The following is a 25927-nucleotide window of genomic DNA, read 5'->3' on the forward strand; positions in this document are numbered from 1 at the left end:
ACGGGGGTCAGGGGGTGGAGTTCCAGGCGTCCACGAACGCCTGGGCGCCGTCGCCCTTGGCCATGGTGACCGTGACGAGGTCTCCCGCAGAGTCAAGCGCACCCGTGACCAATGCGACCAGCTCGCCGAGGTCGTCGCGCACGGTGATGTTGATCCGCGCAGGCGACATGGTCTCGAAGCTGCACGCGCGCAGCTCGGTGGCCAATGCATCGGCATCCGGGCGCACGGCGATCACGTGAGTGGTCGTACCGGCCGCCTTCTTGCCGGGCGTGGCAGCGGAGCGGACCTCCTCGACGCCATTCAGCGTCGCCGCCTGCTCGAGCGGCGCGACCGTCCACGCGGCGCCGGCGGGCTTGTGTGAGCTCCGCAGAGTCTCACGTGCGTCGAACACCCAGGTGACCGCCGCAGCCCGATAGTGGGCGTCCTCGCGCAAGTGTTCGTCGATGAAGGCCGCGTCCTCCAGGCCGATCCCGTCGACGTAAACCGTGCGGAAATCGACGGAGGCGGCGTACCCGCCAGGCATGTCGGCAATCGCCCGCGCCGTGGCGACCGCGGCCGCGGCCTGGGCGTCGCCTGGGGCGACGTCGACGTCGTCGCCTGGTCCGAGGATCGTGATGGTGCCCCAGTCCGATGAGCGCGCCGAGACTAACTCCTGCGCGTGGGTGACGGCGGCGTCGGATGCGACGGTGACGGTCATGCCCCGGTCGCCGTCGCTGTAGTAGCCATCGACCGCCGTGATCGTTGCTATCTCGCCGATCGCCTCCAGCGCCGCGCCCGGCGCGGTAGAGTACGGGGCGACGATGAGTTGGGATGTCGGAGCCTCAATGTCCACTCCTGCCCCTGGAAGCTGCTTGGGCAGGGATGCGAGCTCCGCGAGCAGCACCGGAAGCTCCGAGGCCTCGCGGTTCCAGGCCACCTGCATCGAGGAGGTGGCCTCGCTGTATTCGTCCTCGACGAGCATGACGCCTGCGTGCTCGACCCCTGGCACGGCCGCCGTGGCGAGGGCTACTGCGGCCGCGCCAGAGATGTCTGCGGGGTCAGTTGTGTCGTAGATCGACACCCAGAACTCGTCGGGCGACCCCACGGACCAGCTGACCTCGGGGTAGTCGAGGGTCTGCTCGAGTGCCGTCACGTACTCGTCGAGGCTGATGGTCGGATCCACGTCCACCCATCCGGTGTGGTGGTCGGGCAGCGGTGGCTGCGGCGAGGACGAGATGCCAGCATCGACGACGCCATCGAGCGCCATGAAGGTCTCTCGCACATTGCTCGAGGAGTACGGCGCTCCGCATCCGGCGAGCACCAAAGCGGCGGCGACGGCGCTCACCGAGACTGTGATAATGCGGCGGGCGCGCGGACGCCTCGCCCAGTTCCCCCTGGAAATCATGGGGGCACTTTAACGCGCGAGCCGTATGGGGCACTACAGCGCCACGAGGGTCGGCGAAGCCGGCAGCGCGCTGTCGGGCGGCGAACGTCAGCGTGTCTCGATCGCGCGGGTGCTGCTCAAGCGCGCGCCGTTGCTCCTCATCGGCGAGGCCCCCAGCGCCCTCGACGCGGAGAACGAGGCCGCCGTCGCAGCCGAGCTCACCGACGATCCGACGCCGCGCACGTGGACCGCGGCGCGCTGAGACTGGACTACCTGACCCCCAACACGAACGGCAGCACCGCTGCGGCGCCCGCCTGACGCAGCAGACGGGCCGCGACCGTGAGCGTCCAGCCGGAATCGGTCGAGTCGTCGACGAGCAGCACGGTGCGGCCGTTCAACGCCTCGCTCACGCCCGGCTCGAGGTCGAGGCGCCGCGCTACCGCGGCAAGGCGCTGCGCGGAGTTCACGTCGTGGCGACTCGGTTCTTCCTGGCCGAAGCGTGGGCCCAGCCAGCCGATGAACCGCAACTGCAGGTAGCGTGCGAGCCCTGGCCCCAGGTGCGCACTGAGCTCGGGGCGCGTCACGCTGCGGATCGCCACCACCCCGTCGACCGCTGGCCGCCGCGCGGAGGAGCCTGCGAGCCACAGGTCGTCCCAGTCCTCAAGTGCGCGCACCACCGCGCCGCGCAGGGGCACCGGGGTTTCGCCATCCCACGGCCGTCCCTCCTCGTCCCGAGACTCGAACAGGTCACGCAGGGCCACGGACCAGCCGAGCCCATCAAGGCGTGCCACTGCCCGACCGGTAGCCGCCTGCTGGTCGGCCCCGATGCGTCCGCGCAGGTCGAGCCCGACGGCATCGAGGCCGCTGGGCCACTGCCGGCGAGGGACAATCTCGACCCCCACCTTGTCGAGCCCTTCACGCACGGCCGCGACCGCATCGGCCTGCGGAGCCTGGGGAAGGGTGACTCCTCCGCACACGTCGCAGCGTCCGCACGCCCAGCCCGGCGCGAGATCCGGATCGTCGAGCACCGTCCGCAGGAACGCCATGCGGCAACTCTCAAGCCGCTCGTACGTGAGCATCGTGTCCTGCTCCGCAAGCCTCACGGCCGTCACGCGCTCGTAGCGTTCGCGGTCGTACTCCCACGGCTGGCCGGTCGCGAGCCAGCCGCCCTGAACCCGACGCACCGCGCCGTCAACATCGAGCACCTTGAGCATCGCCTCGAGTCTTCCGCGCCGCAGATCCACCCGGGTTTCGAGCGCTGCGACGGAGGTGGGGCTTGCCGTGCCGAGCGCCGCGATGGTCGCGCGCACCTGGTCCTCGGCGGGGAAGGCCTGGTCTCCGAACCACTGCCAAATGGCGCGGTCCTCAGGGCCGGGAAGCAGCACCACCAGCGCCTGGTCAACGCCACGGCCCGCGCGGCCCACCTGCTGGTAGTAGGCGATGGGTGATGAGGGGGCTCCCAGATGGATCACGAACGCGAGGTCGGGCTTGTCGAAGCCCATGCCAAGCGCCGAGGTCGCCACGAGTGCCTTGACGCGGTTGTGCTTGAGGTCGTCCTCGAGTTGCTCTCGCTCCGTCGGGTCGGTGCGGCCGGTGTAGGCACCCACCGCGTGGCCGGCCGCGCGTAGCTGCGAGGCGACTTCCTCTGCTGCGGACACGGTCAGGCAGTACACGATTCCCGATCCGTCGATCTGCCCGAGCGCACCCGCGAGCCAGGCCACCCGCTCGGCGGCGTCCGGCACGCGCACCACGCTCAGGTGGAGTGACTCACGGTCGAGCGAGCCGCGCAACACGAGCACCTCTTCGCCCGAGGCTCCGGCCTGCGCGCTCACGCTGAGTTGCTCCGCGACGTCGGCCGTCACCCGCGCGTTGGCGGTGGCCGTGGTGGCGAGCACGGGGATGCCTGCGGGCAGTTCCGTGAGCAAGGTGCGAATGCGTCGGTAGTCGGGGCGGAAGTCGTGACCCCAGTCCGAGATGCAATGAGCCTCGTCGATCACCACCAGACCCGCATCGGCCGCGAGGCGGGGCAGCACCTCGTCGCGGAACTGCGGATTGTTGAGCCGCTCGGGCGAGACCAGCAGCACGTCGACGTCGCCACGCGCGATCGCCGCGTGGACCTCGTCCCACTCGGTGACATTCGCCGAGTTCACCGTCGCCGCCCGAATCCCCGCGCGCGAGGCCGCGCCGATCTGGTCACGCATGAGCGCGAGCAGGGGAGACACGATGATCGTGGGCCCTGCGCCTCGTGCACGCAGCAGGGTCGTCGCCACGAAATAGACCGCCGACTTTCCCCAGCCGGTGCGTTGGACGACCAGAGCGCGCTCGCGGCGGGCGACGAGTGCCTCGATGGCGCGCCACTGATCCTCGCGCAAGGCCGCATCGTCCCTGCCCACGAGTGCGCACAGGGCGCTTTCGCCCTCGGCGCGCAGCGCAGCGCTGTCCGTCACGGGCACGGCCGATGCGCCGGCGTGGGGGGTATCGATCATGCCGACCACCGTACGGGGCGCCTGTGACACGGGCGCTCACCCGTCGTGACGGGTATCAGGCGCGCGGCGATCGTGCCAGGAACGTCGACACGGGTATCAACCGGACGGGGGCGGGGGAGGCGGGGAGGCGGTGTGGGTGGTCAGCACTAGACTCCCAGCCATGACCCTGCCTCTGCGCCCGGAGCTGGTGGGCCTGGAGCCCTACGGCGCTCCCCAGCTGGACGTTCAAGCGTGCCTGAACGTCAACGAGAACCCCTACGCGCCGCCGCCGTCGGTGGTCGACGCCATCGCCGCGGCCGTGCGCAAGGCCGCCGAGGGTCTCAACCGCTACCCGGACCGCGAGTTCACGTCGCTGCGCGCCGACCTCGCGCACTACCTGTCCGTGGAGAGCCACGTCGACTTTGTCGAGGTGCGCAATGTGTGGGCCGCGAACGGCTCCAACGAGGTCATGCTGCACCTGCACCAGGCCTTCGGTGGCCCTGGTCGCACGGTCCTGAGCTTCGCCCCCACGTACTCGATGTACCCCGAGTACGCGCGGGACACCATCACCGAGTTCGTCGCGTTGCCCCGTCGCGAGGACTTCGCCCTCGACATTGAGGCGGCCCAGGCGGCGATCAGGGACCTCGCGCCGTCCATGGTGATCGTCGCGAGCCCCAATAACCCCACGGGCACCGCGCTCACGCTCGACGAGGTGCGCGCGCTCATTGCCGCCGCCGACGAGGTGGAGGGCGGCTGCGTGGTCGTCATCGACGAGGCGTACGCGGAGTTCCGTCGCAACGGCGTGCCGAGCGCCGCGTCGATCATCCCCGAGCACGCGAATCTCGCGGTCAGTCGCACCATGTCCAAGGCCTTCGCCCTCGCGGGTGGCAGGCTCGGCTACCTGGTCGCGCACCAGGAGATCATCGACGCGCTGCGCGTGGTGCGCCTGCCGTACCACCTGAGCGCCGTCACTCAGGCGACAGCGCGGGCCGCCCTCGCGCACCACCGCGAGCTTCAGGCGCAGGTGGACGAGATTCGCGCCGAACGCGACGAGACGGTCGCGTGGCTACGCGACCAGGGCTACACCGTCGCTGACACGGACGCGAACTTCGCGCTGTTTGGTCCCTTCGAGGACCGTGAGAAGGTGTTCAACGGGTTGCTGGAGCGCGGAGTGCTGATCCGCGTCACGGGACCCGAAGGTTGGTTGCGGGTGTCGATCGGCACGCCGCAAGAGATGGCGCTGTTCCGCAGCGCCCTGTTGGAGGTCACCACATGAGTGAGGCAGGCGCCCGCACCGGACGGATCGAGCGGGCCACGAGCGAGTCGCAGGTCCTGGTCGAGCTCGACCTGGACGGCGAGGGCCGCACCGAGATCGACACAGGAGTGCCGTTCTACGACCACATGCTCACGGCGTTGGGCAAGCACTCGCTCATGAACCTCACCGTCAAGGCCACCGGCGACGTCCACATCGATAGCCACCACACGGTCGAGGACGTAGCGATCTGCATTGGCGAGGCGCTCAAGATCGCACTGGGCGACAAGGCAGGCATCTCGCGCTTTGGCGACGCTTTGGTCCCGCTCGACGAGGCCCTCGCGCAGTGCGTGGTCGACGTGTCCGGGCGCCCGTACTTTGTTCACGTCGGCGAGCCGGTGGGCCAGGCGACGCACCTGATCGGCGGCAACTTCGCGGGCTCGCTCACGGGGCACGCGCTCGAGTCGATCGCGCACCACGCGGGTATTTGCGTGCACATGCGCGTGCTCGCCGGTCGCGACCCGCACCACATTGTGGAGGCACAGTTCAAGGCGCTCGCTCGCGCGTTGCGCTTCGCCGTGACGGCCGATGCTCGGGTCAAGGGGATCCCGTCCACGAAGGGCGCGCTGTGAGCGACACCCCCGGTCAGGGACCCGTCGAGGACAACCACTTCGACATCCCTGACGACCTGTCGAGCCTGGCTGACGCCAAGCCGATGGGGGAGTCCGGCAAGCACATCGACCGCGACACGGTCGCGCTGTTTACCCCGATTCAGAACGGTCGTGTGCTCGCGGCCGTGTGCGCGCTCAACGGCGTGCAGGGTCAGACGATCGAGACCTCGGCTGGCGCCTTCGCGGTGCTCGACGACACCACCCCCGGCGCGGTCGATGCTGCGGGGCAGGCCGTGAGTGCGTTCGTCAAGACGCAGCCCATCCTCGCGATGGAGCGCCGCAAGGGACAGATCACGATCCGTCGCTGGCAGGCGGGGGTCAAGGGCGACACGTTGCCCCCAGGTCTCGCGCTCGACCAAGCACCCGGCGTGATTCACACCCTCATGGCGGGGACGCAGACCATCGAGGAGTTGTCGGCGACCCATCCGGGAAAGACCTTTGACGCGCGCATGAGCCGCTTCGCGGCCTTCCGCGAACTGCGCCGAGCCTCCAAGGACGCCAAGCGTCAATACAAGGCGATGGAACGCAACCGCCGCGACAGCGATCCCGACCCCAGCGGCGAGTAGAAGCCAACCGGACGGGACGGCGGGAGCACACCGTGGCGGACAGGACGAGCCTGCTTGCGAAGGTCGCGACCAGCGCCATCCACGTAGGCGCGGTGGGGATCGGGCTCGCCTGCCTCGCCGGCGGCCTGGCCTCGTGGGGCGACGCCTTCACGCCCCGCGCCAGTGAGGCACGACTGTGGCTGCTCGCGGCCGCCTCAGTGATCTACCTGCTGAGATTCATCGTGACGCAGTTCGTCATGTTGCGCCGCGCCTACCCGTGGTCGGAGGCCGTCGGAGTCGGCGTGTGGGTCGCGCTCGTGCAGCTGTCCCTGGTGATGGTCGGCGGCACGGTCACCGGCCCCGTGGGCGCCGTCACGGTGCTGGGCGTGGTCCTCTATTTGATCGGGTCACTCCTCAACACTGTCTCCGAGGCTATGCGCCTGGCGTGGAAGCGCGACCCCGCCCATCGTGGCCGGCTGTACGACCGCGGCCTGTTCGGCTGGTCGATGCACATCAACTACTTCGGGGACTCCGTGCTGTTCACCGGCTTCGCCCTCATCGCGGGCTCGTGGTGGGCGGCACTGGTGCCCGCGATCATGACAGCCATGTTCGTGGGCCTGCACATCCCTCGCCTCGACGCGCACCTCGCCGCACGCTACGGCGAACAGTTCGACCGGTATGCCGCACGAGTGCGGAAGTTCATCCCTTACGTTTACTAGGGCGTCCCTGTCCATGTGATGCGCTGTCGTGTGGTCAGGCTGGTGGTGCGGTGGGGCATCGCCGGCTCGCGGGGTCACGGCCGTCATCGCCAGCAACCAACGACTGTCAGACATGACCTGGGGCACCGCGTACGGTGACGGCGAGCGTGAGCCAGCCAACGCATCGGCCCGTCGTAGGCCGCCGATACACTGGCGAGCGTGACTTCCCCGCTCGTGACTGTCCTCGACTATGGCTTTGGCAACGTGCGCTCGGCGGTGCGAGCCGTGGAGCACGTGGGTGCCCGCGTGGTGCTCACCGACGACCGCGCGGTCGCCGAGAACTCCGACGGACTGATCGTTCCCGGCGTGGGGGCGTTTGAGGCCGTCATGAGCGGCCTGACCCGAGTGCGCGGCGAGCAGATCATCGGCCGGCGCTTGTCCGGGGGTCGCCCGGTGCTGGGCATTTGCGTGGGCATGCAGGTGATGTTCGAGCGCGGCGTGGAACACGGCGTCGAGACCGAGGGACTGGATCAGTGGCCCGGCACCGTCGAGAAGCTCCAGGCGCCCGTGGTGCCCAACATGGGCTGGGCGCAGGTAGACGTCCCCGAAGGATCGACGCTCTTCGACGGCGTCGAAGACGAGCGGTTCTACTTTGTCCACTCGTACGGCGTGCGCGAGTTCCCGCTCGGCACCACCGAGGACACCGGCCGGTTCCGCGCACCGCTCGTGACGTGGTCGGAGGCGGGCACCAGCGAGCGCAACGACAGGTTCGTGGCCGCCGTCGAGAACGGCCCGCTCACCGCGACCCAGTTCCACCCCGAGAAGTCGGGGGAGGCCGGGCTTCAGTTGCTGCGCAACTGGGTCACGTCGCTCTGAGTGCGGTGAACCCATGCGCCTGAGCCTCGACCCCGCGGAGCTCACGGCCGTGCTGCGGGCGCAGGTGCGCCAGGTCACCGCCGTGCGGGTCACCAACGCGCGTCAACTCGAGATCGACGTGACCCTTCACGTCGGCCCCATCGGCGTGGACGGCACGGCGACCATTGCGGCATTCGAGGTCGAGCGCGGCCGGCTCATTGCCGACGCCGTTGTGCACACCGGCCGCATGCGTGCTCCCGGGATGGCCGTGCGCGTCGCACTGGCGAAGTTGTGGCACCCCCGGCGCAGCTCACTCCCGCGCGGCCTGGTGGACATGCATGTGGACGGTTCGCGCCTGCGCGTCGAGATCGACCTGGGTGTGGTCGCGGACATCGTGGAGCGGGCGGCGGGAGTGCGCCTGACCGTTCACCGGGTCGAGATCGGTCCCGAGTTGGTCGTTGTCGGGACCCTCGCGAACTGACGCGTGACTACGCGCAGCAGTCGTCAGCGGACGGCGCGGCGGCGCTGTCGCGTAGGTCCACGCGCTGGCGCGGCGTTGTGCACGAGTCGCAGCACGGCCCGTCGCTACCGGAGACCGTCGCGTGGTGGTCGCCGTGAAGGAGCGCACCCGACGTGGCGCAGCAGCCGTCGCCCTTCCATGCCTCACGGCCCTCGCGCACGGCGAAGCCGGCGATGACGAGTGCGGCGGCGGGATCCGCCCACCACCATCCGAGCCACGCGTTCAGGACGAGCCCCACGAGCAGTGCCGCCGACAGGTAGGCGCAGATGAGCGTCTGCCGCGAGTCCGCGATTGCCGTGGCAGAGCCCAGCTCGCGCCCGGCCTTGCGCTCGAGGTATGACACCGTGGGCATGACGGCGAGCGACAGGGCCGCGAGGGCGATGCCCACGGGGGAGCCGTCCGGCTCGGAGCCGGTCACGAGCGACCGCAGGGCCTCGAACCCCACGAGGGCGGCGAGCGCGAAGAACGAGTAGGCGATCAAGCGCATCGCGAGCCGCTCGCGGCGGCGAGGGTCAGCCGCGGTGAACTGCCACGCCACGATCGCGGCGGATCCCACCTCGACGATGGAGTCCAACCCGAATCCGAGCAGAGCCGAAGAGGACGCCGCTGCCCCTGCCGACAGTGCGATGACGGCCTCGATGGCGTTGTAGGCGATGGTCAGCCCGACGATGATGCGGATACGGCGTACCAGCAGGGCGCGGCGGTCGTCGGTGAGTAGAGCGGTCATCAGCAGGTGCACCCTTCGGTGGAGCAGCAGGTGGGGTCGAGGGCGAGCGTCATGCCGAGCATGGCGTCCAGGGCCTTCGCGATGGAGGCATCGGAGAGCGAATACAGAGCTTGGCGGCCCTCGCGCCGGGCCGTGACCAGCCCACAGCCGCGCAGGCACGCCAAGTGGTTGGACATGGACTGCCGGCTCACTGAGAGCTCGGCGGCGAGGTCGGCTGGGAAGTGGCTGCCCTTGCGCAATGCGAGCACAATTGCGGCACGGGTGGGGTCCGAGATGGCGTGGCCCACCTGCGCCAGAGCGCTGGTGTGCTGCGGCGACGCACACGCCACGTGGTCACTGGCTTGGGCGGGTGACCAGGGCTCGGCCGCGATGGTGGGAGCGCGGGCGGGAGCGAGGGGCGACTGGCTCATGGGCCTCACGTTAGTACATCGAACGCTGTACTGTCATCGCGCGCAGTGCCGCGCGGTAGCCTGGTGCCCGCCGACCAGGCCGCACGTGCGCGTGGACCTAGCCCCCGCATCGGCCGTATGTATGCCAGGCCCGACCCGAAAGCGAGACCATGACCGACTCCCCGCGCCTTGAGCTCCTGCCCGCCGTCGACGTCGCCGACGGCCAGGCCGTCCGCCTCACCCAGGGCGAGGCGGGGTCTGAGACCTCGTACGGCGACCCGCTGAGCGCGGCGCAGGACTGGGTCAACGGGGGAGCGGAGTGGATCCACCTGGTCGACCTCGATGCCGCCTTTGGCCGTGGCGAGAACGCCGCGCTGCTCGAAGCCGTCGTGAAGTCGGTGGACATCAAGGTCGAGATGAGCGGCGGCATCCGCGACGACGAGTCGCTCGAGCGGGCCCTCGCGACGGGCTGCGCTCGCGTCAACATCGGCACCGCGGCGCTCGAGAACCCCGAGTGGACTGCGGCGGCCATCGCCCGTCACGGCGACCGGGTGGCCGTGGGCCTCGACGTACGCGGCACCACGCTGTCCGGCCGCGGCTGGACCCGCGACGGCGGCGACCTGTGGGACGTGCTGGCACGTCTCGACGCCGAGGGGTGCGCGCGCTACGTGGTGACCGACGTCAAGAAGGACGGCATGCTGACCGGGCCCAACCTGGAACTGCTGGCCCAGGTATGCCAGGCGACCGACCGGCCCGTGGTCGCGTCGGGTGGCGTGAGCTCGCTTGAGGACATTGCGGCGATCCGCACGCTCACGGGCGTGGGCGTCGAAGGCGCGATCGTGGGCAAGGCGCTGTACAACGGCAACTTCACGCTGCCCCAGGCGCTCGACGTCGCGGGCCGCCCGTAGCCACCCCTCCCACCCCCGCCGCTTCCCCGTCAAATGGATCCATTTGACCGGAAGCCGGGGGGTGAGTTTTGCGCCAAATGGATCCATTCTCCTTCTGAGGGGGGCGTGGGTGGGGGCATGTCAGGGGCAGCGCGTAGCATCTGAGCCATGAGTGAGGGTGAGCCTGCCAAGGAGATTCCCGAGTCGATCTTCGCGGACGACGACGGTAGCGCCGATGCCCACTTGGCTCAGGCGCTCATCCGCCACTCGCGCGGTAAGGCACCGCTCGCCGACGTGGTGGACGCCCTGGCGTACGCGCGCGTACTCATCCCCGTGGTCGCGAGTGGTGAACAGCGGGTGATGGGTGAGCACGGAGTCGAGAAGGATGCCGTCGCCTCCACCGGAGTGGTCGCGGTCCAGATGCCAGACGGCCGCGCCGCGTTGCCCGTGTTCACCGACGTCGACGCCATGAAGGCCTGGCGCGAGAGCGCGCGCCCCATCCCCGCGGAGGGGCCGCGTGCGGCCCTGGCGGCAGTGGCGGAGGGCTGGTCGAGCCTCGTGGTCAACCCCGGAATGGAGACGGTGCTGATCCCGCGCCCTGCCGTGTGGGCGCTAGGCCAAGGCGAGGTCTGGCATCCCGCGGTGCTCGACGGCGTCGTGGTGCCCGAGGTCGCGGATGCGATCGCCACGGCGGTGTCGCTCGACGACGCCTTGGTTGCCGTCGACGCGCGCCCTGGCGCGACCTCAGAGGTCTCGATTGTGCTGCGCCTGACTCCAGGGCTGTCCCGGCCCGAACTCGACGCGATCATCGAACGGGTGCAACGCGAACTGGCGCACTCCGACATCGTCGCTCAGCGCGTCGACACCCTTGAACTGAAGCTCGCTGCGTCGGCGTAGGGCCACGCGAACGGTGGCGTCAGTCAGTGCCGCACTCGATGGGGTCGGGCACCAACAGCGCCGGCTGCGCCAGCAACGTGTTGAGCATCGACACCGGCACGATGAAACTCTGATCGGCATCGTTCTTGGCATAGACGACACCCACGACCTGACCTTCGTCATTGAGGACGGGCGAGCCAGAGGAACCAGGCTCGACGACCGCGGTCGTCGCAAGGACCTTGTCCACGGCGCCGCCGAGTGGATCCGTCGTCTCGCCCAGCACCACGCCTGACACCGTCGTGAGTTTGCCGCCACCTGGGTAGCCCACCACGGTAATCACATCACCTTCTCGGGGGTCTTCCTGGGCACGCACCGCAAAGGCGCCGCCAAGGGACTCGGAGGTCGTGATGATCGCAATATCCGCGACCGTGGTCGACGATGCGGCGGTGGCCTCGATGACGCGGCCGTCATAGGACGACACCTGGATGTCAGAGGAGTTCTCGATCACGTGGCGGTTGGTCACGAGCGTGAAGGCGTCGAGTGCAAAGGCCGTGCCCGTCTTGACGAAGCCGCAGCCGACGTTGCGCACCCGCAGCGTCATGCGCTGGGCAGCGGTGAACCCGTCGGGCGACAGGCCAACATTCTGGGCGACGGGCGTCGTCGTGACCTCGGGCACCCAGTCGCTCGGAAGGGGCTCAGGCCCCGACGGGATCGCGGCGCACCCAGACAGGGCGAGTGCAGCGACACACGCGGTGGCCACGAGCCGCCTCACTCGGCAAGCTCCGAGCGCATGCGCTGGTTGGCGTTCTCTGCACGGGTGCACAGCTCGTCGACGCTCTTCTGGAACGCTGCGAGTTCCACGGGGTCGTAGTTGTCCGGCGCCCCCAAGTATTCGATGAGTTGTTCCTGACCGTCGACGCAGCGCTGCAGCGAGGTGGCCACCGAGGTAGCTGTCGTGAGGTGTCCCGTGACCGTGTCGATCTGCTGGCTCGCGTACTCGGTGGCATCGAGAGCATCGGCCTTTTCTGCGCTGAGGTCGATCACCGTCTGGTTCGACGTCGCGAGCTGCTGGCTCAGCAGGTCGATCTCACTTTCGAGTTGGAGGCCAGCAGACTGCTCGGTAGCGAGCTGATCACCCAGGTCGTAGTTGATGTCCGTCAGTTCATCGGAGCGTGCTTCCCAGGCCTCCGCGGTGGTCCACAAGTGCCAATTGAGCGCGACCGACAGGCCGAGCATGAGGAACAACAACACGGAGGCCGCGATCCAGCCCCGGCGTCCACCCGACTGGCGAGGCTCTCGCCCGCGGCGGGCCGCGACGGCGTAGTCGAAGACCTCGGGAGGCGGGTCGTGGCGGCGTCGCCGGTGCAAGTCGCCGTCATCGCGCACCGCACCGACGGTCACGGGCACCAGCGTCCCCGCGGCGCCCACCTCAAGGTTGTCGACTTCGTCGAGATCCGAGGCGTCGGACTCGGGATCCGCGTCAGATTCAGGGGTGCCGTCGTCGAGGTCGTCGAGGTCGTCGATGGGGTCGGGTGCGGACGCCGCCGACGGGGCGACGGGCGCATGACCTGCCCCCGAGACGGAAGCCACCGACGGTGGCGAGGGGAACGAGGCAGCGGAAGGCGACACCGCCCGAGACGAGTCAATGATGGGGGACAGGACGACGGTGTCCTCGAGCGCATCGGCGTCGTGGCCGTTCGCCATCGCGTCGTCGTTGGTCGATCCGGTCCCCATGCTCATTTAGGTGACTGCCCCCGTGTACTTCTCGCCCGGCCCCTCTCCTGGGGCGTCCGGGATGACCGAAGCCTCCCGGAATGCCAACTGTACGCTCCGCAAACCGTCGCGAAGCGAGCGTGCGTGCGTGTTGCCGAGGTCAGGTGCGGACGCAGTGATGAGGCCGGCGAGGGCGTTGATGATGGCCCTTGCCTCGTCGAGGTCCTGATGTTCCTCGCCATCCTCGGCGAGCCCGCACCTGAGTGCTGCAGCGCTCAGGAGATGAACGCTTACGGTCGTGATAAGTTCCACCGCACTGACATCAGCGAGGTCACGCGCGGCGGTGGTGGACGTCGATTCGGTGCCCAGCGCGGGCGTCGACGACGAAGATTCTGTCATGGTGGTATCCTTGATGACTGACCGGCCGGGGATCGCTCTCCGGCGCACAAGTGGAGTCCACCTCCCACCCTAGGGCCAATCACATGGGCCAGGGTTCAGGTCTCGGCTTCGGCCGTGCGTGAAGCGCGGACGTATGTCGAAGACTCGGTGGCCTCTGCTCGTGTTCGAGCAGGGGCCTTTTTCTTTGCTCGGCGGCGCGAAACCACTCTCGAGGAGCCACCCATCAACGAGCCCCGTATCAATGAGCGCATCCGTGTCCCGGAGGTCCGTCTTGTCGGACCCAACGGCGAGCAGGTGGGCATTGTCCGCATTGAGGACGCCACCCGACTCGCGCAGGAGGCGGATCTCGACCTCGTCGAGGTTGCACCCAACTCGCGTCCGCCGGTCGTCAAGCTCATGGACTACGGCAAGTTCAAGTATGAGGCGGCGGTGAAGGCGCGCGAGGCGCGTCGCAACCAGGCCAACACCGAGATCAAGGAGATGCGGTTCCGTCTCAAGATCGACGAGCACGACTACGAGACCAAGAAGGGCCACGTCATCCGCTTCCTCAAGGGCGGCGACAAGGTCAAGGTCACGATCATGTTCCGCGGTCGCGAGCAGTCCCGTCCCGAGATGGGCCGTCGCCTGCTGCTGAAGCTGGCTGATGAGCTCCAGGAGTTCGGCATCGTCGAGAACATGCCCTCGCAGGAGGGGCGCAACATGTCCCTCGTCCTCGGACCTCTCAAGAAGAAGGCCGAGGCGATGGAGGAGCAGCGCAAGGTGCGCGACGAGCGCAAGGCGGCCGGCAAGGCCGAACGCGCCGAGCGTGCCGCGGCCAAGGCGGCCAAGCAGACGTCGGGCGTCGAGCCCGCTTCGGACGACGAGTCGTCCGAGTAAAGACCCGCACGTCCCCGCCGGGACGCGCAGAACGCAAGGAAGGGCAGTCATGCCGAAGAACAAGACTCACTCGGGCGCCAAGAAGCGCTTCAAGCTCACCGGTACCGGCAAGGTGAAGCACGCGCACGCCATGAACGTGCACAAGTTCGAGGAGAAGACCTCCGCGCGCAAGCGTCGCGTGGCCGTGGACGCGATCCTGTCGGACGCGGACTCGAAGAAGGTCAAGAAGCTGCTGGGCAAGTAAGCCCGTTTTAGACGTACTGAAGGAGTAAGAAATGGCACGCGTCAAGCGGGCGGTCAACGCCCAGAAGAAGCGCCGCAGCACCCTCGAGAAGGCCCACGGCTACCGTGGCCAGCGCTCGCGCCTTTACCGCAAGGCGAAGGAGCAGGTCACCCACTCGATGGTCTACAGCTACAACGACCGTCGCAAGCGCAAGGGCGACTTCCGTAAGCTGTGGATCCAGCGCATCAACGCTGCTGCTCGCGCGAACGGCATCACCTACAACCGCTTCATCCAGGGCCTCAAGGCCGCTGAGATCGAGGTGGACCGCCGTATGCTCGCCGAGCTCGCGGTGAACGACGAGGCTGCCTTCGCCGCCCTCGTGGAGCTTGCCAAGAAGGCGCTCCCCGAGGACGTCAACGCGCCCGCCGCGTAAGTATCAAGGCATGACAGGACGCCCCGCAGGGCCCGACGACCTCACGCTCACCCTCTCCAATGCGAGAGCGGAGAGGGTGAAGAAGGTCGCGGCGCTCGCGGGGCGTTCTGCGCGTTCCCGGGCCGGCCAGTTTCTGGTGGAGGGCCCGCAGGGAGTGCGGGAGGCCGTCCTGCACGCGCCCGCTCGCGTGCGCGATCTGTACCTGACGGCCGATGCGCGAGACAGGTATGGCGACATCGTCACCTCCGCGCTCGCGAGCGAGGTCTGGGTTCACCTCGCCACGGACGAGGTGGTCACCGCGATGAGCGCCGATGCGCAGGGCATCCTGGCGGTGGTCGACACGGCGGGGGCCTCGTTCGATGACGTCATCGCGGCGCAGCCGCGGCTGGTGGCCGTGCTGAGCAACGTCCGTGACCCCGGCAATGCCGGCACCGTGATCCGGGTGGCAGACGCCGCTGGGGCCGACGCCGTCGTGCTGGCGGGGGACAGCGTTGACCTCACCAATCCCAAGGTGGTCCGCTCGACGGCGGGCAGCCTGTTTCACCTTCCCGTGGTGCGTGCCCCTCTCGCTGAGGCGACGCTCGCCCTTGCAGGGGCGGGCCTCACGATCCTCGCGGCCGATGGCTCCGGCACGGTCGAACTGGGTCAGGACGGCGCCGACAACGCCGCTCTCGCCCGGGCGACGGCCTGGGTTTTTGGCAACGAAGCCTGGGGCCTGAGCGACGACGATCTGTCGTTCGTCGACACCGTGGTGCGGATCCCGATCTATGGCAAGGCGGAGAGCCTGAATCTCGCCACTGCGGCCTCGGTGTGCCTGTACGCCTCGGCTGCCGCTCACCGTTCCTGACACGCCGGCGTTGCGGAGTGACCAACGTCACTGGGCGTTTGGGTGCAAGGTCCCGGTTGTGAGCGAGCGACCCAGGTGAGTATTCCGCGGTGTCCTCTCTTCATGGTCGCCCTCGCGGCCTTCTGGTCGTCGCGTCGGCCGTGTTGGCGCTGACTCTCGCCCAGCTCGTCGTCGCGTGCTTTTCGTTGTGGCACACCACCCGCGCGGCCTCGTCCGCTGCGCAGAGCGCCTACGACTATGTGGGAACCGTGCTGGTCCAGCGTCTGCACGACTATATGGATGCCTCGGTGGCGGTGGTGGACTCGACGAGCAAGCGCATCGCGCGCGAGGGGCTCGCCGATACCCTGGACCTCGAGGTTGCCCGCATGGTCGACCAGATTGAGCGCACGCCCGCCGTCACCGACATCTTCCTGGGCTTGCCGACGGGTGAAATGTTCGCGGTGAGCGTGGACGCCGATGGCTACCTCGCGCGGCACACCTCGGTGCTCGACGATGGCACTGCCGTGCTGACGACGGTCGAGTACGACGCCAACGTCACCCGCCTCAGCGAGTCACACACACCACTCGAGAAAGATGTCACCGACAGCGACTGGTATCAGGCCGGGGTAGCGGCGGAAGGGGCGCTGATCTGGGCGGAGCCGCTCAATAGCGACGTGATCTCGGGCGTCCAGTTCGCGCCGGTCAAGGCCATCCTGGACTCGACTACCGTGGTCGCCGTGGTGGGCGCCGTGTTCGACGACGCCGGTGTGGTGGACGCGCTCGCGTCGACCGCAGGCGGAAGTGAAGCCACTGCCTTCGTGGTGGCCGACACCGGAGAGCTCATTGCGGTCCCCGCTGACCTGTCTGACGAGTACGAAGCGTTGGCGACGGCGTTGGCGCGCGTGCCGCGCGCCGAGGACCTGGGACTCACCGACTTGGCCGAGGCCGTGGCCTCGGGCGAAGACGTGACGAGTGCCGATGGGCGCAACGTCACCATCGGACGGTCGGTCAACTACGGGGACGGCCTCGACTGGGTGCTCCAGATCACCGCACCGGTGGACTCGATCGCCGCTGCCCACGGCGATGCGCGCGTCACCGCCTATGTGTACACGGGCCTGACGCTGGTGCTCACCTTGATCATGGTGGCCGTGGTGCTTGGCTTGTGGCGCCCCGCGATGCGCGTGGCGACGCGCGCGAGTCTTGACCCGCTCACCGGATTGGCCAACCGCTACACGCTTGAGACCACAGGCGCCAAACTGCTGGTGTCGGCGCGCAAGACGCGCAGCCCCGTGGCGTGCATCGTCATGGACCTCGATCAGTTCAAGACGCTCAATGACACCTACGGGCACGAGGCAGGCGACAGCGCCCTCGCCGTCGTGGGCAGGACCCTCGCCGAGCAAGTGCGTCACCGCGACCTCGCCGCGCGTACTGGGGGCGACGAGTTTGTCATCCTCATGAGACTGCGTCGCCGAGGGCTGGCTGGGGCCGTGGCGGGGCGCGTGCGCGAGAAGGTCGCGATCGCCCTTGCCGAATCGTGTCCCGAGGGCTGTGGCGTGGGCGCGACCGCAGGCTTCGCGACAACCGCTGAGGCCGGCTACGACCTTGAGCGCCTGATCCAACGCGCGGACGAGGCGCTGATCGCGGGCAAGGCCGTCGAGAAGGGACGTACCTACGGTGCCGAGCGAGCGCATCGGCGCAGCCGTTCACATGCCTGACACATGCCCGGTGCTAGCCTGCCGCGAGAACGGAGAGGGAGCGCATGGCTGACGACACGGTGGTGCTGGACATTCCGCGCGCCAAGGGGACGGTAGCGCTGCAGGGTGGCGAGGGCGTCTTCTACAAGGTGCTGATCGACGACGAGCCCGTGAAGCGCCGCAAGGGCACGTGGGCGATCCCGCTGCGTGGCGGCGCCCAAGGCAAGCTCGAGTCGCGGGGACTGCTCCCTGGCTTCCAGCGCCTGGTGATGGATGACCGCGAGGTGTACCGCATGGGCGGGCACGCGAGCACTCTCGAAAAGGTGCTCATGTTTGCCCCACTCGTGCTTATCGCATTCGGGTTCCTGGGTGCCGTCCTGGGCGTCATGCTCTTCTTCATGAACGTCTTCGCCGTCAAGAATGCGCAGATGCCGCGGGCCGTCAGGATCGCCCTGCCCATCGCCAACACGGTTGCTGGCGGACTGCTGGTGGCTGTCCTCATCGCAGGGGCGAACTAGCGCCGCCAGGCCAGCCAGCGCATCGGCCGTCCGGGCGTGCGCCGCACGCCGATAGAATCCTCTGGTGACTTCTGCAAGCTCCGGCACCGACGAGACCCGCTACGACTTCCGCGCGATCGAAGAGCGCTGGCTACCCGTGTGGCGCCAGACCCAGCCCTTCCGCAGCGGAGCTGAGGGCGACGGGCGCCCCACCAAGTACGTGCTCGACATGTTCCCGTACCCCTCGGGTGACCTGCACATGGGGCACGCGGAGGCGTACGCACTCGGTGACGTGATTGCCCGCTACTGGGTGCAGCGTGGCTTCAACGTGCTGCACCCCATTGGCTGGGACTCGTTCGGGCTGCCCGCAGAGAACGCCGCGATCAACCGCGGACTCGACCCTCGCGGGTGGACCGAGGACAACATCGCCCAGCAGCGTGCCTCGATGGAGCGTTACGCGTGCTCGTTTGACTGGGACCGCGTGCTCGCGACCCACCGTCCCGAGTACTACCGCTGGAACCAGTGGCTCTTCACGCGCATGCACCAGCGGGGCCTGGCCTACCGCAAGCACTCGAACGTCAACTGGTGCCCCAAGGACCAGACGGTGCTCGCGAACGAGCAGGTTGTCGGCGGGCTGTGCGAGCGTTGTGACACCCCGGTCACCAAGAAGAAGCTCAACCAGTGGTACTTCAAGGTCACCGACTACGCCGACCGGCTGCTCGACGACCTCGTCACGCTCAAGGACACCTGGCCGTCCAAGGTGATCGCGATGCAGCGCAACTGGATTGGCCGTTCCGCCGGTGCCGACGTGAGGTTCCGCATCGAGGGTCGCGACGAGCCCGTGGACATCTACACCACGCGCCCCGACACTCTCTACGGCGCGACGTTCTTTGTGGTCGCCGCCGACTCCGACCTGGCTGCCGAGCTCGCCGCTGGCGCCGAGCCCGACGTGCAGCAGGCCTTCGCGACCTACCTCGAGCAGGTCAAGGGCGCGAGTGAGATCGACCGACTGAGCACCGAACGGCCCAAGACCGGCGTGTTCCTGGGCCGCTACGCCATCAACCCCGTCAGCGGCGAACGGCTGCCCATTTGGGTCTCCGACTACGTGCTCGCTGACTACGGCCACGGCGCGATCATGGCGGTGCCCGCACACGACCAGCGCGACCTCGACTTTGCGCGTGCCATGGACCTTCCCGTGGTGCCCGTGCTCGACGTGCGCGACGAGGACGGCCAGCCACTGGCCGACCCGCGCGAAAGCGGCATCGCCACGACCGGCGACGGTGTGCTCATCAACTCTGGCGACCTCAACGGGCTGACCAAGGAGCAGGCGATCGGGGCGATCGTGGAGCGCCTTGAGACGGACGGTGTGGGCAACGCGACCACGAACTACCGCTTGCGTGACTGGCTGATCTCGCGCCAACGCTACTGGGGCACGCCCATCCCGATCGTGCACTGCGAGGCGTGTGGCGAGGTGCCCGTTCCCGACGACCAGCTTCCCGTGGAGCTGCCGCCGGCCGAGGGCCTCGACCTCAAGCCCAAGGGAACCTCCCCGCTGGGCGCGGCGACCGAGTGGGTCAATACGACGTGCCCGCGCTGCGGCGAGGCCGCGCTGCGCGACACCGACACCATGGACACCTTCGTGGACTCGTCCTGGTACTTCCTGCGCTACCTGTCGCCCACCAAGACCGACGGCCCGTTCGACCTCACGGAGGCCAAGCGTTGGGCTCCCGTCGACCAGTACGTCGGTGGCGTGACGCACGCAATCCTGCACCTGCTGTATGCGCGGTTCTTCACCAAGGCCCTGCACGACATGGGCATGGTCGACTTCGAAGAGCCGTTCTCCGCGCTGCTCAATCAGGGCATGGTGCAGATGGAGGGCTCCGCGATGTCCAAGTCGCGCGGCAACATTGTGCGCCTGTCGGAGCAACTCGACGAGTTTGGCGTGGACGCCGTGCGCCTGACGATGGCGTTCGCCGGACCGCCCGAGGACGACATCGACTGGGCCGACGTCTCGCCCGCGGGTAGCGCCAAGTTCCTCGCTCGCGCGTGGCGCCTGGCCCGCGACGTGGCGTCCGAGCCTGGCGTGGACCCCACGACGGGCGACGCCGCGCTGCGCGCCGTCACGCACCGCACGGTGCACGAATGCTCGACGCTGGTCGAGGGCTTCCGCTTCAACGTGGTGGTCGCGCGCATCATGGAGCTGGTCAACGCGACGCGCAAGGCCATCGACTCCGGTGCTGGCGCTGGTGACCCGGCCGTGCGCGAGGCAGCCGAGGCCGTTGCGGTGCTGCTGAGCCTGTTCGCACCCTACGTGTCCGAGGACATGTGGTCGATGTTGGGGCACGACAACGTCGCTCGTGGCGGGTGGCCAGCTGTCGACGAGTCGCTGCTCGTGGAAGAGACCGTCACCTGCGTGGTTCAGGTCAAGGGCAAGGTACGCGACCGTCTCGAGGTGCCCCCGAGCATCACCGAGGACGACCTGCGCGAGCTGGCTCTCGGCTCGGACAACGTGCAGCGCGCGATCGACGGCGCGGACATCCGCACTGTCGTGGTGCGCGCCCCGCGCCTGGTCAATATCGTCACGGCCTAGGCGGGAGCGCGCCCTCGACGGGGGACCTGAGTAGGGTTGAGGGTCATGACGGGTTCCGTGGCAGTGGTGACAGATTCCGCTGCCTCGTTGCCGTCAGACCTCGTGGAGCAGTGGGGCATCCGAGTGGTGCCCATGCAGGTGATCCTCGACGACGCCGCGCGGCTCGAGGGTGAGCAGATAGGCCCAGCCGAGGTGCTCAAGGCCCTCGAGTCCGGCGCGCGTGTCACCACCTCGCAACCGTCCATCGCCCAGTTCGAGGCGGCGTTCGAGCAGGCCGTCGCCGAGGGGGCGTCTCACGTGGTGGCGGTGCTGATCTCGGGGAAGATCTCCGGCACCGTCAGCGGCGCTCTCGCTGCCGCCGAGAGGGCCGATGCGCCCGTCACCATCGTCGACACGTCCACCCTGGCCATGGCGACGGGCTTTGCGGCACTGGCCGCCGCCTTCACCGCCCGCCAGGGCGGTACGCCCGAGCAGGTTGCGGCTGCCGCGCGCGAGGTCGCCGGATCGACACGATGCCTGTTCACGGTCGCGACCCTCGAGCACCTCCGGCGAGGCGGCCGGATCTCGCCTGCCGTGGCCGCCGTGGGCAAGGTGCTGGGTGTGAGGCCCGTCCTGGACGTGCACGACGGCGAGGTGGTGGTCGCCGAGCGCGTGCGCTCGACGCAACGCGCGCGAGCCGCCGTCGTGGATCTCGCCGCGCAGGCTGCAGCGCAGATGGCGCACCCGGCCGTTGCCGTCATGGCCCTGGGGGACGACGAGGCCGGAGATCAGGCCGTGGCGTCATTGTCGGCTGCCACTCCTGATGCGGTGATGACGATCCGTACCGAAGTGAGTGCGGTGCTGGCTGGGCACGCGGGACCAGGCACGCTCGCCGTCGTCGTGGCAGACCTCCCCGAGGGCCTGCGCTGACGCTCGAGGTGGGCCACTTCGTCCGCTTTCAGAGCACAGCGCCCAATCGTCACGGGCGCTTCCCAGGCGTGTTTGCACTCGCCAACCGCCTGGCCCGTGCGGGAACGCTGTCAGGTCAGGATGCGGCATGGCATCGCTCTGCGAACGCGCGGGCCCACGAGTGGTACACCGACCCCACCACGGTGGCGCCGCAGTGCTACGACCCCGTGGCTCATCCAGGGGCGCGCTCCTGGTTCAAGAGCTCGGCGCACGAGTAAATCGCCTTCACCCGTGAGTATCTTGATCTGCTCGAGCGCTACGGAGTGACGTGGTGTGAGGTGCGCACCTCGGCGCCGGGCCGGTTGACCTACGAGGACGACGTCCAGGTGGTGGCGGTGCCGCATACCTATGCCCACGACTGGCCCTTCGCACGCTGACGTGTGGCCTGCCCGGGCCGCGTGAGGGCGTCCCCAATCGTCGTGGGGTGCGCGCCGTCCCCAGGAGGGCGCCCGCGCTCGCGCGCCGCGATGGGCGGTGTGCGTAGCCTCGCGCCATGGATGCACCCCATGGCGGCACCCCCTCGCCGGGTCGAGCCCCGCGCGATGACGACGACGCGCTCGCGCACTGGCGTGAAAGCGCCTCTCGGGCTGCCACCCGGGCCTACGAGGCTGCCTATGGCCGCGAGATTCCCGATGCGTCGCAGGGGATGAGGTGGCGGCTGCGGCCCAGAGCCGCCGCAGCGGCCGCCGGCGCCGTGGCGCTCGTGGCGGGCATCGGGTGGTGGGCGACGCGCGACGTCACGGTGCAGATGCCGGGAGCTGCCGCCTCACCAGCGACGAGTGCATCCCCACTCGCGCCGTGGGGTGTCGAGCCCTCCTTCGAGCCAGTTACGGCGCTCGTGGTGCAGATCAGCGGGGCCGTGGGGGAGCCCGGCCTGGTCGAGATCCCGCCGGGCTCGCGGGTCGCAGACGCGGTGGACGCCGCAGGAGGGCTCACCGGCGACGCCGACCTCGCTAGCGTCAACCTCGCCCGAGACGCCGTCGACGGCGAGCACGTTCACGTTCCCTCGGTGGGGGAGCAGTCCGACACCGGCGGGCAGGTCTCGCTCAACACCGCGACCGCTGCCGAGCTCGAGGATCTGCCTGGCGTGGGCCCGGTCCTTGCGGAGCGCATCGTCACGGACCGCGAGGCGAATGGTCCTTTTACGTCGCTCGATGATGTCCAGCGGGTGAGCGGCGTCGGTCCCTCATTGGTGGCCCAGTGGGAAGGGCTAGCCGGGGTGTGAGAACGCGCCACGACGCCCGGTTGCTGCCCGTCGCGCTGGCGGTCTGGATCGCGGCGGGGATGACGATGGCGGGCCACCGTGACGTGGCCGGCGCGGCGGTCACCGCCTGCCTGATCGTCGCAGCCGCGACTCTCTCGGTGCGACGGTGGCGCGTGTGCGCGCCGGTAACGGCACTGGCGAGCCTGGCCGCGTGCTGTGCCGTGCTGGTCGCCAGCGCACACGTCGAGCGGCAGCAGGCGGTCGCATCGGCCCTGGTGGAGGCCTCACCCGTGACCGCTGTGGTGCGTGTGAACGGGCAGCCGCGCGCCATGGGCGGCGATGGCGGGTGGATGGTGCCGGTCACGCTCGATCACTGGACGGGCCAGTGCGGACTGCGCGCGTGCGGCTCGGGGGAGGGTGGGCCGCTGACAGTCAATCTCGCCGACGAGCCGGTGAGGGGTCAGCGGCTCGTGGTCAATGGGACCGTGACCATGAGCGAGCGAGGAGAGCCCATCATGTGGCGGGCGGCGCTCACGCGGGTCGAGCCGCACAGCATCATGACGCAATGGAGGCTCGCGTTTCGCGAGGCCACGGCCACGCTGGAGCCGCGCCAACAGGGACTGGTGCGCGGCATGCTCATCGGAGATACCGCGGCGATGCCCGCCTCGCAGGTGGGCCAGATGCGCACCGCGGGACTCGCGCACCTCACGGCGGTCTCGGGTGCGCACTTCGCGGTCGTGATCGCGGGCCTGGGGGCGTTGATGGGGGCCGCGCGCACTCCGCGTTGGGCGCGGACGGTCGTGGTCCTGGTGGTGGGGCTGTGGCTCACCGCGCTGGTGGGGCCTGACCCCTCGGTGGTGCGAGCGCTCGCGATGGCGGTCGCTGTGGCCTTGGGCGTGGCATGGGGCCGCCCGGCGCGCGGTTTCGCGGCCCTGTGTGCCGGGGTCACCGTGCTCGTGTTGCTTTCGCCGAGCCTCGCGGTGTCGTTCGGGTTCGCGATGTCCGTGCTCGCGGTCGCCGCGATCGTGCTGTGGGCGCCGGTGCTGGCGTGGCGCATGGGTGCATGGCTGCCGCCGCGCCTCGCGCGGGTAGCGTCGGTGCCGGTCGCGGCGTACTGCGCCGTGCTCCCCGTATTGGTGCTGATCGACCCCGCAGTGACGCCCTACGCGGTCGTGGCGAACGTGCTCGCGGGCATCGCGGTGTTGCCTCTCATGGCGGTCGGCATGAGTGCCGTGCTGCTGACCCCGGTGGCCCCCGCGCTCGCGGCGGTGGCGGCGCGCGTGGCGGGCCTTGCGTCGGTGCCGATCGATACGGTGGCCGCCACCGCATCGGCCCTGCCCTGGGCCCGAGTGCCCTGGGCGAGCGGGCTGGCCGGTGCGGGGCTTGCCGGGCTAGCCCTGGCGTCGTTCGTGGTCGCTTCGATGCGGTGGCGCCCCGGAATGCGGCGCTGGGGAGCTGCGGTGGGGCTGCTGTGCGTGGCGGTCGCGTGGTGGCTGCCGCGCATGGGCGGCGGCGCGGGGCGCGAGGCGCTTGAGGGGTGGGACGTGGTGGCGTGCGACGTGGGCCAGGGCGACATGATGCTCCTACGCGCGGGTCCCGCACAGGCGGTGGTCATTGACACGGGGCCTGCTGCCGACGTGGCGCGGGCCTGTCTTGAGGCCCACGGGGTGCGGGAGGTGCCGCTGCTCGTCGTGACCCATCCTCATGCCGACCACGACGGGGGCGTGGCCGGGGTGCTTGCCGTCGCATCGGTCGGGCAGGCGTGGATCAATGCCGAGTCGCTGGGTACGGGCGCCGCGCGGCTGCTCGAACGCGAGGGTGTGCCGATACGTGTGCCCGAGCGAGGGGAGCGGTTTGCCTTCGGGGATGCGGACCTCACGGTGCTCTCTGCCCTGCACGCCGAGCCCGAGTCCGCCACCAACGACGGCAGCGTCGTGGTGCTTGCCCGCGCTCAGGAGGCGACAGTGCTGGCCCTCGGCGATCTCGAGCCCGACGGCCAGACCGTGCTCGCATCGGCGCTGTCGCGGGGGGTGAGTGTCGATGCCGTCAAGGTGGCGCACCACGGCTCCGCTGCGCAGGACCCGGGATTGATCGCGCTCATCGACGCGCGGGTGGCGCTCGTGAGCGCGGGCGAGGGCAATCGGTACGGGCATCCCACGCCCCAGGCGCTCGCGCTCTATGGCGCAGGCGCGCAGGTGTTGCGTACGGACACCTGTGGACCGGTGGGCATCGCACGCGAGGGGCAGGACCTGCGGTGGACGGCATGTCAGCCAGACGTGGCACCCTAGTGCCATGCCGCCTCGCTCCAGCGCCCCTGCCGCCACCTGGTTCCGTGCCGCACCCGCGCCGCTGGTGTTGGTCAGCGGCCCCGAAGCGTTGCTTGCGGCCCGCGCCGTCGAGCGCATCCATCACGCCATGGGCAAGGGCGTTGCCGTCACGACGCTCGATGCTGGCGCCTACACCACGGGTGCGCTGCTGGCGGCAGCGAGCCCTTCACTTTTCGATGAACCAGGGCTCGTGGTGGTCGAGGGAGCGGAGGCGATGAACGACGCCTTCCTCGCCGATGCGCTGGCGTACGCCGCTGCTCCCGACCCTGCCGTCGTGGTCGTCATCCGCCACGGAGGGGGAGTGCGCGGCAAGAAGCTGCTCGACACCCTGCGCAAGGGTGCGGTGCCCGAGTACACCTGCCCCGCGGTCAAGCGTGATGGCGAGTTCGTGGACTTCGCCACGGCCGAGTTTGAGCGTGCCAAGCGGCCTATCCAGGCGGCGGTGGTGCGCCGGCTGGTGGAAGCAGTCGGCCCCGACCTCCCCGAGCTTGCGGCGGCGTGTCAGCAGCTCATCGGCGATGTCGACGGGACCATCGACGCTGAGGCAGTGGCCCGCTACTACGGCACACGGGTGAATGCGACGGCCTTTTCCGTCGCGGACGCCGCGATCGCAGGCGAGGTCAAGGACGCGGTGGCGCTCGTGCGCCACGCCTTGTCGTCGGGCGTCGATCCTGTGCCGCTCAACGCCGCGCTCGCGGCCAAGCTCAGGGTGCTCGCCAAGGTGGGCGCCTCACGGGGGCGCGGGCTGGATCCCACGCGTGACCTCAGCATCCCGCCGTGGCAAGTGGACCGCGCACGCCGGGAGCTGCGTCGATGGAGCGCTCAGACGCTGGGCGAGGCCATCGAAGCGGTCGCGCAGGCGGACGCCGAGATCAAGGGCGGGGGGCGCGCACCGGCCTTTGCTCTGGAACGGGCGGTCCGCACGGTCGCGCAACTCGCGAGCCAGTAG

General features: G+C 69.3%; 26 protein-coding genes and 1 pseudogene. 20 read left to right on the top strand and 7 right to left on the bottom strand.

Translation table 11 applies throughout. The features are described from left to right. Positions 1 to 7: 7 nt before the first annotated feature. Entirely contained in the window at positions 8 to 1384 is a 1377-nt protein-coding gene (locus tag ACK5NO_RS04155) for a hypothetical protein (protein WP_416811408.1), read from the bottom strand. Between the two features lie 16 nt (positions 1385 to 1400). Here ACK5NO_RS04155 and ACK5NO_RS04160 point away from each other — a divergent pair. Then, a pseudogene (locus ACK5NO_RS04160) lies at positions 1401 to 1589 on the top strand (ATP-binding cassette domain-containing protein); the annotation flags it as partial. Positions 1590 to 1632: 43 nt separating this feature from the next. On the opposite strand, the gene ACK5NO_RS04165 reads toward ACK5NO_RS04160, so the two are convergent. Beyond that, on the bottom strand, positions 1633 to 3849 hold the full coding sequence (locus ACK5NO_RS04165; RefSeq protein WP_416811409.1) for a RecQ family ATP-dependent DNA helicase: 2217 nt from the start codon (positions 3847 to 3849) through the stop codon (positions 1633 to 1635). 160 nt (positions 3850 to 4009) lie between these two features. Here ACK5NO_RS04165 and ACK5NO_RS04170 point away from each other — a divergent pair, with 160 nt between their 5' ends. From ACK5NO_RS04170 to ACK5NO_RS04195, 6 genes are all read left to right on the top strand, one after another. Further along, entirely contained in the window at positions 4010 to 5104 is a 1095-nt protein-coding gene (locus tag ACK5NO_RS04170) for a histidinol-phosphate transaminase (RefSeq protein ID WP_416811410.1), read from the top strand. Then, positions 5101 to 5712, top strand: a complete 612-nt coding sequence (hisB, locus tag ACK5NO_RS04175; RefSeq protein ID WP_416811411.1) for an imidazoleglycerol-phosphate dehydratase HisB — start codon at positions 5101 to 5103, stop codon at positions 5710 to 5712. The genes ACK5NO_RS04170 and hisB overlap by 4 nt, the downstream gene beginning before the upstream one ends. Next, positions 5709 to 6317: a hypothetical protein gene (locus tag ACK5NO_RS04180; RefSeq protein ID WP_416811412.1), complete on the top strand. Its 609-nt coding sequence runs from the start codon at positions 5709 to 5711 to the stop codon at positions 6315 to 6317. The genes hisB and ACK5NO_RS04180 overlap by 4 nt, the downstream gene beginning before the upstream one ends. 32 nt (positions 6318 to 6349) lie before the next feature. Further along, positions 6350 to 7015, top strand: coding sequence for a DUF1295 domain-containing protein (locus ACK5NO_RS04185; protein WP_416811413.1), 666 nt, complete (start codon positions 6350 to 6352; stop codon positions 7013 to 7015). 198 nt (positions 7016 to 7213) lie between these two features. Beyond that, positions 7214 to 7870, top strand: a complete 657-nt coding sequence (gene hisH, locus ACK5NO_RS04190) for an imidazole glycerol phosphate synthase subunit HisH (RefSeq protein ID WP_416811414.1) — start codon at positions 7214 to 7216, stop codon at positions 7868 to 7870. 13 nt (positions 7871 to 7883) lie between these two features. Beyond that, the gene (locus ACK5NO_RS04195; protein WP_416811415.1) at positions 7884 to 8330 is read left to right on the top strand and encodes a hypothetical protein; all 447 of its coding nucleotides are present in this window, start codon (positions 7884 to 7886) and stop codon (positions 8328 to 8330) included. 7 nt (positions 8331 to 8337) lie between these two features. On the opposite strand, the gene ACK5NO_RS04200 is transcribed toward ACK5NO_RS04195, so the two are convergent. Together ACK5NO_RS04200 and ACK5NO_RS04205 are read right to left on the bottom strand one after the other, a co-directional pair. Then, positions 8338 to 9096: a cation diffusion facilitator family transporter gene (locus ACK5NO_RS04200; RefSeq protein ID WP_416811416.1), complete on the bottom strand. Its 759-nt coding sequence runs from the start codon at positions 9094 to 9096 to the stop codon at positions 8338 to 8340. Continuing rightward, on the bottom strand, positions 9096 to 9506 hold the full coding sequence (locus ACK5NO_RS04205; RefSeq protein ID WP_416811417.1) for an ArsR/SmtB family transcription factor: 411 nt from the start codon (positions 9504 to 9506) through the stop codon (positions 9096 to 9098). Before ACK5NO_RS04205 ends, ACK5NO_RS04200 begins: the two co-directional genes overlap by 1 nt. A gap of 149 nt (positions 9507 to 9655) precedes the next feature. On the opposite strand from ACK5NO_RS04205, the gene priA reads away from it, so the two are divergent. Together priA and ACK5NO_RS04215 are read left to right on the top strand one after the other, a co-directional pair. After that, positions 9656 to 10393, top strand: a complete 738-nt coding sequence (priA, locus tag ACK5NO_RS04210) for a bifunctional 1-(5-phosphoribosyl)-5-((5-phosphoribosylamino)methylideneamino)imidazole-4-carboxamide isomerase/phosphoribosylanthranilate isomerase PriA (RefSeq protein ID WP_416811418.1) — start codon at positions 9656 to 9658, stop codon at positions 10391 to 10393. A 147-nt stretch (positions 10394 to 10540) separates the two neighbouring features. Next, positions 10541 to 11269: an SseB family protein gene (locus ACK5NO_RS04215; RefSeq protein ID WP_416811419.1), complete on the top strand. Its 729-nt coding sequence runs from the start codon at positions 10541 to 10543 to the stop codon at positions 11267 to 11269. A gap of 19 nt (positions 11270 to 11288) precedes the next feature. Here ACK5NO_RS04215 and ACK5NO_RS04220 read toward each other — a convergent pair whose 3' ends face one another. The 3 genes from ACK5NO_RS04220 to ACK5NO_RS04230 are packed head-to-tail and all read right to left on the bottom strand — an operon-like array spanning position 11289 to position 13360. Further along, entirely contained in the window at positions 11289 to 12008 is a 720-nt protein-coding gene (locus tag ACK5NO_RS04220; protein ID WP_416811420.1) for a S1 family peptidase, read from the bottom strand. Between the two features lie 8 nt (positions 12009 to 12016). Continuing rightward, the gene (locus tag ACK5NO_RS04225; RefSeq protein ID WP_416811421.1) at positions 12017 to 12982 is read right to left on the bottom strand and encodes a hypothetical protein; all 966 of its coding nucleotides are present in this window, start codon (positions 12980 to 12982) and stop codon (positions 12017 to 12019) included. A gap of 6 nt (positions 12983 to 12988) precedes the next feature. Continuing rightward, positions 12989 to 13360 carry a DUF1844 domain-containing protein gene (locus ACK5NO_RS04230; protein WP_416811422.1) on the bottom strand — a complete coding sequence of 124 codons (372 nt, stop codon included), beginning with the start codon at positions 13358 to 13360 and terminating at the stop codon, positions 12989 to 12991. A 222-nt stretch (positions 13361 to 13582) separates the two neighbouring features. Between ACK5NO_RS04230 and infC the strand changes: the two genes are divergently transcribed. The 11 genes from infC (at position 13583) to holA (ending at position 25927) form a co-directional block, all read left to right on the top strand. Continuing rightward, positions 13583 to 14236, top strand: coding sequence for a translation initiation factor IF-3 (gene infC, locus ACK5NO_RS04235; RefSeq protein WP_416811476.1), 654 nt, complete (start codon positions 13583 to 13585; stop codon positions 14234 to 14236). A gap of 49 nt (positions 14237 to 14285) precedes the next feature. After that, positions 14286 to 14480, top strand: coding sequence for a 50S ribosomal protein L35 (gene rpmI, locus ACK5NO_RS04240; RefSeq protein ID WP_416811423.1), 195 nt, complete (start codon positions 14286 to 14288; stop codon positions 14478 to 14480). Between the two features lie 31 nt (positions 14481 to 14511). Beyond that, positions 14512 to 14892 (top strand): 50S ribosomal protein L20, encoded by a 381-nt coding sequence (gene rplT, locus ACK5NO_RS04245; protein ID WP_416811424.1) that lies wholly within the window; start codon positions 14512 to 14514, stop codon positions 14890 to 14892. Positions 14893 to 14902: 10 nt separating this feature from the next. Then, positions 14903 to 15739, top strand: a complete 837-nt coding sequence (locus tag ACK5NO_RS04250; RefSeq protein WP_416811425.1) for a TrmH family RNA methyltransferase — start codon at positions 14903 to 14905, stop codon at positions 15737 to 15739. 89 nt (positions 15740 to 15828) lie between these two features. Next, positions 15829 to 17433, top strand: a complete 1605-nt coding sequence (locus ACK5NO_RS04255; RefSeq protein WP_416811426.1) for a diguanylate cyclase — start codon at positions 15829 to 15831, stop codon at positions 17431 to 17433. A gap of 44 nt (positions 17434 to 17477) precedes the next feature. After that, the gene (locus ACK5NO_RS04260) at positions 17478 to 17930 is read left to right on the top strand and encodes a hypothetical protein (RefSeq protein ID WP_416811427.1); all 453 of its coding nucleotides are present in this window, start codon (positions 17478 to 17480) and stop codon (positions 17928 to 17930) included. Positions 17931 to 17994: 64 nt separating this feature from the next. Next, positions 17995 to 20499: a leucine--tRNA ligase gene (leuS, locus tag ACK5NO_RS04265; RefSeq protein WP_416811428.1), complete on the top strand. Its 2505-nt coding sequence runs from the start codon at positions 17995 to 17997 to the stop codon at positions 20497 to 20499. Between the two features lie 45 nt (positions 20500 to 20544). Further along, positions 20545 to 21408 (top strand): DegV family protein, encoded by an 864-nt coding sequence (locus ACK5NO_RS04270; RefSeq protein WP_416811429.1) that lies wholly within the window; start codon positions 20545 to 20547, stop codon positions 21406 to 21408. 532 nt (positions 21409 to 21940) lie between these two features. Next, positions 21941 to 22672, top strand: coding sequence for a helix-hairpin-helix domain-containing protein (locus tag ACK5NO_RS04275; protein WP_416811430.1), 732 nt, complete (start codon positions 21941 to 21943; stop codon positions 22670 to 22672). After that, positions 22669 to 24939: a ComEC/Rec2 family competence protein gene (locus ACK5NO_RS04280; RefSeq protein ID WP_416811431.1), complete on the top strand. Its 2271-nt coding sequence runs from the start codon at positions 22669 to 22671 to the stop codon at positions 24937 to 24939. Before ACK5NO_RS04275 ends, ACK5NO_RS04280 begins: the two co-directional genes overlap by 4 nt. Positions 24940 to 24943: 4 nt before the next feature. After that, a complete protein-coding gene (holA, locus tag ACK5NO_RS04285; protein WP_416811432.1) occupies positions 24944 to 25927 on the top strand; it encodes a DNA polymerase III subunit delta in 984 nt (327 codons plus the stop codon).

The sequence above is a fragment of the Demequina sp. genome, from assembly GCF_047975725.1.
Lineage (GTDB): Bacteria > Actinomycetota > Actinomycetes > Actinomycetales > Demequinaceae > Demequina.

Excerpts from the sequence above, each read along its gene's own strand:
- rpmI (WP_416811423.1), top strand. The coding sequence starts at position 14,286 with ATGCCGAAGAACAAGACTCACTCGGGCGCCAAGAAGCGCTTCAAGCTC.
- ACK5NO_RS04170 (WP_416811410.1), top strand. The coding sequence starts at position 4,010 with ATGACCCTGCCTCTGCGCCCGGAGCTGGTGGGCCTGGAGCCCTACGGC.
- ACK5NO_RS04165 (WP_416811409.1), bottom strand. The coding sequence starts at position 3,849 with ATGATCGATACCCCCCACGCCGGCGCATCGGCCGTGCCCGTGACGGAC.
- ACK5NO_RS04155 (WP_416811408.1), bottom strand. The coding sequence starts at position 1,384 with ATGATTTCCAGGGGGAACTGGGCGAGGCGTCCGCGCGCCCGCCGCATT.
- ACK5NO_RS04205 (WP_416811417.1), bottom strand. The coding sequence starts at position 9,506 with ATGAGCCAGTCGCCCCTCGCTCCCGCCCGCGCTCCCACCATCGCGGCC.
- ACK5NO_RS04200 (WP_416811416.1), bottom strand. The coding sequence starts at position 9,096 with ATGACCGCTCTACTCACCGACGACCGCCGCGCCCTGCTGGTACGCCGT.
- ACK5NO_RS04270 (WP_416811429.1), top strand. The coding sequence starts at position 20,545 with ATGACGGGTTCCGTGGCAGTGGTGACAGATTCCGCTGCCTCGTTGCCG.
- ACK5NO_RS04230 (WP_416811422.1), bottom strand. The coding sequence starts at position 13,360 with ATGACAGAATCTTCGTCGTCGACGCCCGCGCTGGGCACCGAATCGACG.
- ACK5NO_RS04215 (WP_416811419.1), top strand. The coding sequence starts at position 10,541 with ATGAGTGAGGGTGAGCCTGCCAAGGAGATTCCCGAGTCGATCTTCGCG.
- ACK5NO_RS04275 (WP_416811430.1), top strand. The coding sequence starts at position 21,941 with ATGGATGCACCCCATGGCGGCACCCCCTCGCCGGGTCGAGCCCCGCGC.
- ACK5NO_RS04195 (WP_416811415.1), top strand. The coding sequence starts at position 7,884 with ATGCGCCTGAGCCTCGACCCCGCGGAGCTCACGGCCGTGCTGCGGGCG.
- priA (WP_416811418.1), top strand. The coding sequence starts at position 9,656 with ATGACCGACTCCCCGCGCCTTGAGCTCCTGCCCGCCGTCGACGTCGCC.
- ACK5NO_RS04225 (WP_416811421.1), bottom strand. The coding sequence starts at position 12,982 with ATGGGGACCGGATCGACCAACGACGACGCGATGGCGAACGGCCACGAC.
- holA (WP_416811432.1), top strand. The coding sequence starts at position 24,944 with ATGCCGCCTCGCTCCAGCGCCCCTGCCGCCACCTGGTTCCGTGCCGCA.
- ACK5NO_RS04260 (WP_416811427.1), top strand. The coding sequence starts at position 17,478 with ATGGCTGACGACACGGTGGTGCTGGACATTCCGCGCGCCAAGGGGACG.
- ACK5NO_RS04250 (WP_416811425.1), top strand. The coding sequence starts at position 14,903 with ATGACAGGACGCCCCGCAGGGCCCGACGACCTCACGCTCACCCTCTCC.
- rplT (WP_416811424.1), top strand. The coding sequence starts at position 14,512 with ATGGCACGCGTCAAGCGGGCGGTCAACGCCCAGAAGAAGCGCCGCAGC.
- hisB (WP_416811411.1), top strand. The coding sequence starts at position 5,101 with ATGAGTGAGGCAGGCGCCCGCACCGGACGGATCGAGCGGGCCACGAGC.